Below are 11,846 nucleotides of genomic sequence, written 5' to 3' on the forward strand. Positions count from 1 at the left end.
CGCAGTTCGAACGAACCGCGTCACGCTGAGCAAATGCCTCTCCACTTAAGCGGGGCAAGTCCAATGGCATTCAGTTCGCCGAGCAACCGCGCAACCGCAACACCGCCTGGTCGCGCCAGATGCGCTTCGACATGATCTGCGAGGCGAACGGCATTAAGCACTGGCTCACCAAACCCAACCACCCGTGGACCAACGGCTAGGTCGAGCGGATGAACCGGACCATTAAGGAGGCGACCGTCAAACGCTTCCATTACGAAAGCCACGACCAACTCCGGACGCACTTCGCCGACCTCACGGCAGCCTATAACTTTGCCGGCCGGCTCAAGACGCTTAGCGGGCTCACACCCTACGAATACATCGCCAAGATCTGGACTTCAGAGCCAGACCGGTTCATCGTCAACCCGATCCACCAAATGCCGGGACTAAACACCTACGTGCCGTTTACAGAGCGCCGGATCCGACAAGACGGTACCGATGGCTGTCCTTCGACGAATCAGGCTTCGTTCGGCACTGTTAAGAGCACTGGACGACACGTCGGTCGCCGCGAAATTATACGCCACCCCGTCCTTGGCGAGGGCACCGCGTCGCGATAGACAGCGGTCGCGATGCGATGTGTATTGCGTGGCTAAAACAGTTGTGCGACAGGATTGCACCATGACCGATTCGAACCAGACCCGTCCCGATTTCGAAGCGATGCGCCACGCGATGGTGGTCAGCCAGCTTCGCACCAGTGCCGTCAGCGATCCACGCGTCGTCGACGCGATGGGCGAGGTGCCGCGGGAAGCCTTCGTACCTACTTCGCAGGCGGCGCTTGCCTATCGCGACGCGCCCTTGCCGCTGGGGGGCGGCCGCGCGATCAATCCGCCGCTGATCACCGGCCGGTTGCTGGTCGCGGCCGATATCCGCCCGACCGATCGCGTGCTGCTGATCGGTGCGGCGATGGGCTATGCAGCGGCGGTGCTGGCGCGGCTGGCGGCGTCGGTCGTCGCGCTGGAGGAAGATGCCGGGCTGGTCGGCTCGGCCCGCGAGGCGATTGCAGATGCGAAGGTGACGCTGGTCGAGGGGCCGCTGAAGGCTGGCTGGGCCGAGGCTGCGCCGTATGACGTCATCATCATCGACGGCGCAGTCGAAGCGGTGCCTGATGCGCTCGCCGATCAGCTTGCGCCCGGCGGTCGGCTGGCGACGGGACTGGTCGATCGTGGCGTGACGCGGCTGGCGCTGGGCCGGCGCAGCGAAGGCGGGTTCGGGCTTGTCGACTTCGCCGACCTCGAATGCGTCGAGTTGCCGGGCTTTGCGCGGCCCAAGACGTTCCAGTTCGCAAGGTAGGAAATGATGCGGGGGGGGAAGTTCATCGGCGGGGTTGCGGTGCTGGCATTGCTGGCATCCCCTGCGGGTGGGGAGACGTTGCGGGAGGCGTTGGTACGCGCATATGCAACCAATCCACAGCTGACGCAGGCGCGGGCCAACCAGCGCGCGACCGACGAAACGGTGCCGATCACCCGTTCGCAGGGGCTGCCGCAGGTCGTCACGCAGGGTCAGGTCATCGAAAATATCCTGAACCCCGCGAGCCGCGGGTTCACGCAGGCACCGCGCACCGGCAACGTCCAGCTGAACGTCAGCCAGTCGCTGTACGCGGGCGGATCGATCCGCAACGGGGTGCGGGCGGCCGATGCCCGGGTCGAGGCGGGGCGCGCCAACCTGCGCAGCACCGAGGCCAATGTCTTCACGCTGGTCGTCGCCGCGTATAACGACGTAATCCGCGACGAGGCGATCGTTCGGCTGAACCAGCAGAATGTCCGCGTGCTCGAAGTCAACCTCCAGGCGTCGCAGGACCGGTTCCAGGTCGGCGACCTGACCCGCACCGACGTCGCCCAGTCCGAGGCGCGGCTGGCATCGGCACAGGCGCAGTTGCGCAATGCAGAAGCGTCGCTGATCCAGAGCCGCGAAAACTATGTCGCGACCACCGGTACGCCGGCGGGGACGCTCGACGCGCCGCCCGCTCTGCCCAATCTCCCCGCCGATCCCAACGGTGCGGTCGGGGTGGCGGTATCGAACAATCCGGCGCTGATCGCGGCACGGCGCAGCAGCGATGCGGCCGGGTTCGACGTGCGCGTCGCCCGCGCCAACCGGCTGCCGACGGTGAGCGCGATTGCCGGGGGGAGCTATACCAGCTTCCTCGGGTCGGCGCAGTCGGTTGACGGCATCGTGCTGCAGCAGGATGGCGGACAGGCGCAGGCCGGCGTGCAGTTCAGCCTGCCGCTGTTCCAGAGCGGACGGCCAAGCGCCCAGATCCGTCGCGCGCAGGCGTTGGAAGGCGCCGCGATCGAGCAGGTGACGCAGGTCGAACGGTCGGTCGTGTCCGATGCGCGATCGGCGTTCGCCGCATGGCAATCGGCGCTGCGGGTGATCGAATCGTCGGAAGTGCAGGTACAGGCCAACCGCCTGTCGCTGGAGGGTGTCCGCGCCGAGAACAGCGTCGGCACCCGGACGATCCTCGACATCCTGAATGCCGAGCAGGAATTGCTCAATTCGCAGGTGCAGTTGGTGTCGGCGCGGCGGGACGCCTATGTCGCCGGCTTCGCATTGCTGGCGGCGATGGGTCGGGCGGAGGCACGCGATCTGGGGCTCGATGGCGGCGCGCTGTACGATCCGGTCGCGAATTACGAGCGTGTGCGCAATCGCATCTGGGACTGGAGCGACGATCCTGCGCCGGTGCCGATCGCGCCGAGCACGGTCAATACCCCGGCACAGACGCCGGTGGTGACCCGCGAACTCGATCCCGCATTGCAGCGGACGCCCAATCCCTATACGCCGACGCAGGGCATCGATGCCCCTAATCGGCAGGGGGGAGCCGCTCGGGGAACGCAAGGCGTTGACACGCCGCGGATCAACCCCGAAGGCTAGGCGTTCAAGGGGCGGAACGAATGAGGGTTGCGATGGGCGATATCAGCAACGAAACGTCGATGGAGGACATCCTGTCCTCGATCAAGCGGATCATCGCCGAAGAGGGCGAAGGATCGGCCCAGGCGTTGCGAGGTCGCAAGTCGATCCGCACTGCGCAGGCACGCGACCTCGATGATAGCGACGAAATTCTGGAACTGAATCAGAGCGTTGCAGCGCCGCCACCGCCGCCGCGCATGGAACAGCCGCGGGTCGACGCACCGCGCGCCGAACGACCTCGCGCCCCCGAACCTCGCATGGAAGCCGAGCCCGAACCGATGCCAGCAGCGCCCGCACCCGGCAAGATCGACGCATCGATCGTATCCGACCGTGCCGCCGAGGCGAGTCGCGGCGCGCTTGACCAGTTGTCGCGGATGTTGGTGAAGCCCGAAACGCCGGGTGCCGATTCGCTTGAAGGGATGGTGCGCGAGATGTTGCGCCCGATGCTGCGCGAATGGCTGGACGCAAAGCTGCCCGGCATCGTCGAGGCGATGGTGGCGCGGGAGATCGCCCGGATCAGCGGACGCGAATAACGCCCCTCTCTTGCAACGCCGTCGCATCCGCGCCATGCGACGGCGATGAGCGAACTGCCCAAGACTTTCGATCCCGCCGCCATCGAAGCGCGCTGGTATGCCCACTGGGAACAAGACGGCCTGTTCCGGCCCGAGCGGCCGAACGCGACGCCGTGGACGATCGTCAATCCGCCGCCCAACGTCACCGGCAGCCTGCATATCGGCCACGCGCTCGACAACACGTTGCAGGACATTCTGGTCCGGCATGCCCGGTTGCAGGGCAAGGACGCCCGCTGGGTCGTCGGTACCGACCATGCCGGCATCGCGACGCAGATGGTCGTCGAACGCCAGATGGCGCAGCAACAGCAGAAGCGTACCGATTTTTCGCGCGACGATTTCGTCGCCAAGGTCTGGGAATGGAAGGCCGAAAGTGGCGGCCAGATCACCGGGCAGTTGCGGCGGCTCGGCTGTTCGATGGACTGGGCCGATGAACGCTTCACCATGGACGAAGGCTTTTCGGCCGCCGTCCTGAAGGTGTTCGTGCAGTTGCATCGCGAAGGGCTGCTGTACCGCGACAAGCGACTGGTGAACTGGGACCCGGGTCTCGGCACCGCAATCAGCGATCTCGAGGTCGAGACGCGTGAAGTCAGGGGCAATTTCTGGCGCTTGCGCTACCCGATGGCGGACGGATCGGGTTTTATCGAGGTGGCGACGACGCGGCCCGAAACGATGCTGGCCGACATGGCCGTCGCGGTGCATCCCGACGACGCGCGCTATACCGCGCTGATCGGCAAGCAGGTACGCCTGCCGATTACCGGGCGTCTCATCCCGATCGTGGCTGACGAACATGCCGACCCCGAACTGGGATCGGGAGCGGTGAAGATTACGCCCGGCCACGACTTCAACGATTTCGAGGTCGGCCGTCGCGCCGGGATCGAGGCGCGCGACATGCTCAACATGCTCGATGCCAGGGCGAATATCGTGCAGACCGCCGACAGGCTGATCCCCGACGCTTTCCTCGGCCTGTCTAGCGCCGATGCCCGCAAGGCGGTCGTCGCGCGGCTGAAGGACGAAGGCGTCCTGATCCCGCACGTCGACAAGGACGGTGTCGAGCACGATGCCGAACCGCGCACCATCCAGACGCCGTTCGGCGACCGGTCGGGCGTGGTGATCGAGCCGTGGCTGACCGATCAATGGTATGTCGATGCCAAGACGCTGGCGCAGCCCGCGATCGAGGCGGTGCGGTCGGGCGCGGTCAAGATCGTGCCGAAGTCTTGGGAAAAGACCTATTTCAATTGGATGGAGAATATCCAGCCATGGTGCGTGTCGCGCCAGTTGTGGTGGGGGCATCGTATCCCGGCGTGGTTTGGCTTCTCCAAGGAATGGTTGGCTCGGAATTCGGATCGCTCATACCGGGAGGCTGGCGGAGAACCGTTCGAAGGTCATGCCCCGGAAATACAGGCGTTCGTCGCCGAGAATGAAGAGGAAGCCCGCTTCCAGGCAGAAGCCTATTATGGCTCGGATTTTCAGGTCATATTCTCGGAGCTGGATGAAGGCGAACCGATCGGTCAGTCGGAAGGGGATGGGCAGGTCGTGGTTTTGCAGCGCGACCCCGACGTCCTAGACACGTGGTTTTCCTCGGCGCTGTGGCCGTTCGCGACGCTCGGCTGGCCGGAAAATACCGACCCGACGCTGAGCGGGCGCTACAGCAACGACGTGCTGATTTCGGGCTTCGACATCCTGTTCTTCTGGGACGCGCGGATGTTGATGCAGGGCATCCACTTCATGAAGGAAGTGCCGTTCAGGACGCTGTATCTGCACGGCCTCGTCCGCGCCGCCGATGGCGCGAAGATGTCGAAGTCGAAGGGCAACACCGTCGATCCGCTGGGGCTGATCGATCGCTATGGCGCCGATGCGTTGCGCTTCTTCATGGCGGCGATGGAAAGCCAGGGCCGCGACATCAAGATGGATGAGAAGCGGGTCGAGGGCTATCGCAACTTCGCGACGAAGCTGTGGAACGCCACCCGCTTTGCGCAGGCCAACGGTATCGGCGCGTCGGCAACGATTGAGCCACCCAAGGCCGAGCTGGCGGTCAATCGCTGGATTATCGCCGAGACGATCGAGACGGTGCAGGCGCTTGACCTTGCGCTCGCCGATCTGCGCTTCGACGGGGCGGCGAACACCATCTATCAGTTCACGTGGAGCCGGTTTTGCGACTGGTATCTCGAACTCATCAAGCCGGTGCTGCAGGGTGGGGCCGAGGGGGGCGAGGAAACGCGGGCGGTCGCGGGCTGGGTGCTCGACCAGATTTTGGTGATGCTGCACCCGTTCATGCCGTTCATCACCGAGGAACTGTGGCATGCGCTGGGCGAGCGTTCGAGCGACCTGATCGTCGCGCGCTGGCCGATGGCGGATGCGCGCGCGATCGATCCGGCGGCGCGCGCGGAGGTCGACTGGCTGATCCGGCTGGTCAGTGAAATCCGGGCGGCGCGGACCGAGCTTAACGTGCCGCCGGGGGCGCGGCTGCCGCTGCATGTTCGCGATGCGTCGGGCGAGACGGTCGAGCGGCTGGCGCGACAGGGCGCGGTGCTGGCGCGGCTGGCGCGGGTCGATGCCGTGGCCGGCGATGCGCCGGCGGGCGGGGCGTTGCAGATCGTGGTGGACGAAGCGACCTTCGTCCTGCCGCTGGGCGATGTCATCGATCTGGACGCCGAACGCGCGCGCCTGACCAAGGCGATCGCGGCGGCGGAGAAGGAGCGCGATGCGCTGGCCGGTCGGCTGGGCAATGCGAGCTTCGTCGAGCGCGCCAAGCCCGAAGCGGTCGAGAAGGCGCGGGCGGACCATAATGACAAGATGGCCGAGGCGGCGCGGTTGCATGCGGCGCTGGGGCGGCTGGGGTAACGCTTCGTTCTTCCGGCGACGGTAGGAATTCGTGGATGGGGTGACGTCGGCGTTTTTGTCGTGAGCACCCGACACAATGGATTCCGGCCTTCGCCGGAATGACGAGGTTTTTAAGGTACTGTTTCGTCATTCCCGCAGAGGCGGGAATTCGACGTTATGGTTCGATCGGCGCCATTACCTCAATGATCCCCGCCGCGACCTTGGCCATGACCGGCGTCTTGGCCAGCACCTCTCCGTCGATCGAGATCGGCAGCGGTGGCACGGTTTCGATGCGCAGCGACTGGCCGTGAAAGGTCACCGTATCGACGCGGCGGGAATCGAGGCGGAAGAAGCCGGCGGCCCAGTTGCGCACGAGGCTGCGCTTGCCCTTGCCGCACACGACCTGAACGATGATCTCGCCGCTGTCGAGCCGCGCTTCCTCAACCAGTTCGGTGCCGCCATGGAAGCGGCCGTTGGAAATGCGGACTTCGGTCGCGGTCATCCGCTTGGCGTTGGGGCCTTCGCCGACGATCAACTGGAATGGCTGGAACTTGACGAATTGCAGCGTCGCCCACGCCAGATATCCGACGCGGCCTAACAGCTTTTTGACGCCGTGCGGGACGGTTTGCGCGATCTGCGGCGACAGGCCGATCGCGGCACAATTCGCGAAATAATCGCCGTCGACCATGCCGAGGTCGATGCGGCGCGGGCGGCCGGTCTTGAGCACCTCCACCGCGCCCGGAATGTCGAGCGGAATGCCGAGCGTGCGGCAAAAGCTGTTGGCGGTGCCGAACGGGAGCACCCCCAAGATAACGTTATGGCCGAGCAGATGGTCGACCAGACTGCTGATCGTACCGTCGCCGCCGCCCAGGATCACCAGATCGGGTTTGCGTTCCAGCGCGCGCTCCAGCGTCGGCACGAGGTCGTCCGGGTTTTCGACCGCATGGGCGTCGACCTCGAACGGCATGCCCTGCATCGCGCCGCACGCCTGCTCGAACTGGTCCTGCCCGCTGCGTGACCGGGCATTGACGATCATGGCGGCGGAGCGGATTTGCGTCATGCGGTCGGTAACGCTCCGTAACGAAAATGGACCCACGCGACTTTGGGTTGATCGACTGGCAGGGTTGGCCCACAAGTCGCGCCATGTCCGCTGCTTATCCCGCACTGCGCCTGCGCCGCACCCGCGCCTCCGGTTGGAGCCGCCGCCTTCATGCCGAGACGGTCCTGACCCCCGCCGACCTGATCTGGCCGCTGTTCGTGACCGAGGGAGAGGGCGAGCCGATCGCGGCGTTGCCGGGGGTATCGCGCTGGAACCTGAACGGTATCGTTGAGCGGGTGCGGGAAGCGCGGGACCTCGGCATACCGGTGGTCGCGCTGTTCCCGAACACCCCGCCGGCGTTGCGCAGCGATGACGGAGCGGAAGCGCTCAATCCCGACAATCTGATGTGTCGTGCGATCCGGGCAATCAAGGATGCGGTGCCCGATATCGGCGTGCTGACCGATGTCGCGCTCGATCCCTATACCGCGCACGGCCATGACGGGATCGTCGACGCGAACGGCTATGTGCTGAACGACGTGACCGCCGACATACTGGTGCGACAGGCGATCGTACAGGCGGAGGCGGGCAGCGATATCGTCGCGCCGTCGGACATGATGGACGGCCGGGTCGGCGCGATCCGCGACGCGCTGGAGGGGGCGGGGCACGTCAACGTCCAGATCATGGCCTACGCCGCCAAATATGCGAGCGCCTTTTATGGGCCGTTCCGCGACGCGGTCGGATCGCGCGGGCTGCTGAAGGGGGACAAGAAGACCTATCAGATGGACCCGGCGAACAGCGAGGAAGCGCTGCGCGAGGTCGCGCTCGACATCGCCGAGGGTGCCGACAGTGTGATGGTGAAGCCGGGTCTGCCCTATCTCGACATCATCACCCGGGTGAAGGCGGCGTTCGAAGTGCCCGTCTTCGCCTATCAGGTGTCGGGCGAATATGCGCTGATCGAGGCGGGGGTCGCGGCGGGCGTGGCGGATCGGGACGCGCTGGTGCTGGAAACGCTGCTCGCGTTCAAGCGGGCAGGATGTTCGGGCGTGCTGACCTATCATGCGGCGCATGCGGCGCGGTTGCTGGGGGCATGATCGACACCGAACGGCTGGTGCTCCGGCGCTGGCAGGAGCGTGATCGCGCGACCTTTTACGCGCATTGTTCCGACCTGGAGGTCATGCGTTATTTCCCGGCATTGATGACCCGCGAAGAAGTCGATGCGTCGATCGCCCGGCAGGATGGGTTCGCCGACCTGCATGGCTATTGCTTCTGGGTGGTCGAGGAACGTGCCAGCGGGCAAATGCTGGGCTTTTGCGGATTGAAGCCCGGTGCCGAGGGCACGCCGCTGGAGGGCGAGGTCGAGATCGGCTGGCGCTTCGGCAAGGAACATTGGGGCAGGGGGTTCGCGCGCGAAGCGGCGTTGGCGAGCCTCGACTGGGGGTTCGCCAACCTGCTCGTCGAGCGGATCGGGGCGATCACCGTCCTCGCCAATACCCGCAGCTGGGGGTTGATGGAGCGGCTGGGCATGGTCCGCGCGGTCGATCAGGATTTCGATCATCCGACCGTGCCCGACGACAGCCCGCTGAAGCGCCATGTAACCTATTGGAAGAACCGCCCGTGAGCGCACCGGAGCGTATCACCGGATGGCCGATCCGCTGGATCTTCGTCGCGACGATCCTGACCGGATCGTTCCTGTTGTTCCTCGTCCAGCCGATGGTCGCGCGGATGGCGTTGCCGCAACTGGGCGGTGCGCCGGCGGTGTGGAACTCGGCGATGCTCGTCTATCAGGCGCTGCTGCTGGGCGGCTATGCCTATGCCCATCTGCTCGGCAAGTTGATGCCGAAGGCGCAGGCGGCGGTGCATCTGCTGGTGTTGCTATGTGCGGCGGTGTGGTTGCCGATCGGGGTCAGCGCGACGCAGGTACCCGCCGGGATCGAACCGGCACTGTGGGCACCGTGGCTGCTGGCGGCGTCGATCGGGCCGTTATTCTTTGCGGTGTCGGCACAGGCACCGTTGCTGCAACGCTGGTTCGCGTTCATCTGTCCGGGGCGTGATCCCTATGCGCTCTATGCCGCGTCGAATGTCGGCAGTTTCGCCGGGCTGATCGCCTATCCGTTGCTTGTCGAGCCGTTGCTACCGCTCCGGTCGCAAAGCTGGGGGTGGAGCGCGGGCTATGCGCTGGTGACGTTGCTGGTCGTGGCATGCGGATGGCTGTTACCGCAGCGGCGCGAACAGGTGGCGGCGCTCGATCCGGGCGATGCGCCGGACAAGCGCCGCGTGCTGCACTGGATTGTGCTGGCGCTGGTGCCGTCGGGGTTGATGCTGGCGACCTCGACCTTTCTGACGACCGATATCGTCGCGGTGCCGCTGCTGTGGGTATTGCCGCTGGGGCTGTATCTGTTGAGCTTCACGGTCGCCTTTGCCGATCGGCGCGGGCTGGCGGAAGCCATCACCCGCTATGCGCCGATCACCATCCTCGTCTTTGGCGGGATGATGATCGGCGGGCATCACGACTATCCGCTGCTGAGCGCGCTGGCGGCACTGATGCTGCTGTTCGCGGTGTCGGTGGCGCTGCACACCCGGATGTATGCGCTTCGCCCCGCGCCGGCGCGGCTGACCGGGTTCTATCTGGCGATGTCGGTCGGCGGGGCACTGGGCGGGGTGTTTTCCGGGCTGATCGCGCCGGTGCTGTTCGATTGGAATTACGAATATCCGTTGCTGATCCTTGCCGCAGGGGCGCTGGCGCCGCTGCCATTCCTGTTGCCGGTCACGCAGCGGATATGGGCGGCGGGCGGCAGGCGACTGATAATCGGCGTGCTGATGGCGATTACCGGCTTCATCCTGCTGGGCCTTGCCAATCCGGGTGACCTATTGGGGCCGACGCCCGAGCCGATCGCGTTTCTGGCGATCACGATCGTCGGCGTGTTCGCGATCGGATCGCGCCTGCCCTATGTCTTTGCGCTGGCAGGGGCGCTGTTCCTGTTCGGCGGCTATCGTGCGATCCAGCTGTCGCTGGAGCCGGGCGCACGGACGCGGAGCTATTTCGGCGTCTATACGATCACCCGCGGCGAGGGGGTGAACGAGTTGCAGCACGGCACCACCCTGCACGGTATCCAGCTGACCGGCAGTCCTGCGCGCGAGCGAACCCCGACCACCTATTACGTACCCAATTCGGGGGTGGGCGAGGCGTTGCGTGCCGCCCCCGCGCTGTATGGCCGCAATGCCCGGGTCGGTATCGTCGGCCTCGGAACCGGGACGCTCGCCTGCTATGCGCAGCCGGGCCAGCAATGGCGCTTCTACGAGATCGATCCGGTCGTGGTGCGGATCGCGCGGGATTCGGGGGCCTTCACCTTCCTGCGCCGCTGTGCGCCCGACGCACAGATCGTGCTGGGCGATGCGCGGCTGAGCATTGCGCAGGCGCCGGCGGGGAGCCTCGACCTGCTGGCGCTCGATGCATTCTCGTCGGATGCGGTGCCGATGCACCTGATGACGCGGGAGGCGTTCGATACTTATGGCCGGGTGCTGGGGCGGCGCGGCTTGCTGCTGGTCCATGTGTCGAACCGCTATCTCGATCTGGCCCCGGTCGTGGCGCGGACGGCATCGGGATGGATGGCGGCGCAGCTGGCGTACCAACCGGTCGGCGGCGGGGCGGGCGACAGTGGGTCGGTCTGGATCGCGTTGACTCGCGATCCCGGCGTACTGGGCGAGTTGTTGGCGCGCGGCGGTGCGTGGGAGCCGCTGCCGGTGACCGATACCGCGCCATGGACCGACGATTATGCATCGATCCTGCCGGTGCTGCGGGCATTGCAATAACGGATCGCGTTGCCGTCTGTCCGGCGTCCGAACACCGGGCGGACGTGGTTTAGCGCAGGCTCGCGCCCAGCGTCGCGATCGTCGCACGCTGGGCCTTCGCCGCTTCGGTCGCCTTGGCCAGCGCGGCGTCGAGCGCGGGGTAGGGTGGCGACCCGGCCGCGGCGCGGTCGATCGCCAGCCGTTCCAGATCGGCGAGGGGCGTATCGATCGCGGTGCGCGCGACGTCGAGTTCCGCCAACGCCACCTGTCCCCCCAGCCAGCGCTCGCTGCCCTGTGCCGTCCCGGCGGCGGCACGGACCAGCGGTCGGGCACGGCCCACCGCTGCATCGAACGCAGACGTCGCGCTGTCGATGCTACCGGTCAGCGTCGCGATCGTTCGATCGAGTCCGGCGTCGGGCGTTGCGACCGGTACTGGCCGCGACGGTTCGGCCAGACTGATCTTTTCGATCGGGCGGGGGAGCAGCGACGGATACTCTCCACGCGGCGCGGCGCAGGCCGACAGCAGGGCGGCGAACAGGACGAGCGGGATCGGGGCGGCTTTCATGTCGCCCGCTATGCATCCAAAAAAAATCGCGCGACAGGCTTGCCAGACCAAAAAGCCACGTCTAACAGGCTGCCTCCACCGGGCACCCGTAGCTCAGCTGGATAGAGCATCAGACTACGAA

General features: G+C 66.0%; 9 protein-coding genes and 1 pseudogene. 8 read left to right on the forward strand and 2 right to left on the reverse strand.

The window, feature by feature from the left end:
* Positions 1–62: 62 nt before the first annotated feature.
* From ASE91_RS20990 to ASE91_RS00025, 5 genes and pseudogenes are all read left to right on the forward strand, one after another.
* Positions 63–431: pseudogene (locus ASE91_RS20990) on the forward strand (integrase core domain-containing protein); the annotation flags it as partial.
* A 223-nt stretch (positions 432–654) separates the two neighbouring features.
* Positions 655–1,326 carry a protein-L-isoaspartate O-methyltransferase family protein gene (locus ASE91_RS00010; RefSeq protein ID WP_056621612.1) on the forward strand — a complete coding sequence of 224 codons (672 nt, stop codon included), beginning with the start codon at positions 655–657 and terminating at the stop codon, positions 1,324–1,326.
* 6 nt (positions 1,327–1,332) lie between these two features.
* Positions 1,333–2,904 carry a TolC family outer membrane protein gene (locus tag ASE91_RS00015; RefSeq protein ID WP_056621809.1) on the forward strand — a complete coding sequence of 524 codons (1,572 nt, stop codon included), beginning with the start codon at positions 1,333–1,335 and terminating at the stop codon, positions 2,902–2,904.
* A gap of 20 nt (positions 2,905–2,924) precedes the next feature.
* Positions 2,925–3,473 (forward strand): DUF2497 domain-containing protein, encoded by a 549-nt coding sequence (locus ASE91_RS00020; protein WP_443024515.1) that lies wholly within the window; start codon positions 2,925–2,927, stop codon positions 3,471–3,473.
* Between the two features lie 45 nt (positions 3,474–3,518).
* The gene (locus ASE91_RS00025) at positions 3,519–6,353 is read left to right on the forward strand and encodes a valine--tRNA ligase (protein WP_056621615.1); all 2,835 of its coding nucleotides are present in this window, start codon (positions 3,519–3,521) and stop codon (positions 6,351–6,353) included.
* Positions 6,354–6,507: 154 nt separating this feature from the next.
* Here the strand turns inward: ASE91_RS00025 and ASE91_RS00030 are convergent, their stop codons facing one another.
* A complete protein-coding gene (locus ASE91_RS00030; RefSeq protein WP_056621617.1) occupies positions 6,508–7,392 on the reverse strand; it encodes a diacylglycerol/lipid kinase family protein in 885 nt (294 codons plus the stop codon).
* Between the two features lie 83 nt (positions 7,393–7,475).
* Between ASE91_RS00030 and hemB the strand changes: the two genes are divergently transcribed.
* Genes hemB through ASE91_RS00045 form a run of 3 tightly spaced genes read left to right on the forward strand, consistent with a single transcriptional unit; the run spans position 7,476 to position 11,181 of the window.
* Positions 7,476–8,462 carry a porphobilinogen synthase gene (gene hemB, locus ASE91_RS00035; RefSeq protein ID WP_056621619.1) on the forward strand — a complete coding sequence of 329 codons (987 nt, stop codon included), beginning with the start codon at positions 7,476–7,478 and terminating at the stop codon, positions 8,460–8,462.
* The gene (locus tag ASE91_RS00040) at positions 8,459–8,989 is read left to right on the forward strand and encodes a GNAT family N-acetyltransferase (protein WP_056621621.1); all 531 of its coding nucleotides are present in this window, start codon (positions 8,459–8,461) and stop codon (positions 8,987–8,989) included. The genes hemB and ASE91_RS00040 overlap by 4 nt, the downstream gene beginning before the upstream one ends.
* Positions 8,986–11,181 carry a spermidine synthase gene (locus ASE91_RS00045; protein ID WP_235530198.1) on the forward strand — a complete coding sequence of 732 codons (2,196 nt, stop codon included), beginning with the start codon at positions 8,986–8,988 and terminating at the stop codon, positions 11,179–11,181. Before ASE91_RS00040 ends, ASE91_RS00045 begins: the two co-directional genes overlap by 4 nt.
* Before the next feature lie 49 nt (positions 11,182–11,230).
* Here ASE91_RS00045 and ASE91_RS00050 read toward each other — a convergent pair whose 3' ends face one another.
* On the reverse strand, positions 11,231–11,725 hold the full coding sequence (locus ASE91_RS00050; RefSeq protein ID WP_056003680.1) for a hypothetical protein: 495 nt from the start codon (positions 11,723–11,725) through the stop codon (positions 11,231–11,233).
* Positions 11,726–11,846: the final 121 nt, after the last annotated feature.

The sequence above is a fragment of the Sphingomonas sp. Leaf62 genome, from assembly GCF_001421915.1.
Classification (GTDB): domain Bacteria; phylum Pseudomonadota; class Alphaproteobacteria; order Sphingomonadales; family Sphingomonadaceae; genus Sphingomonas.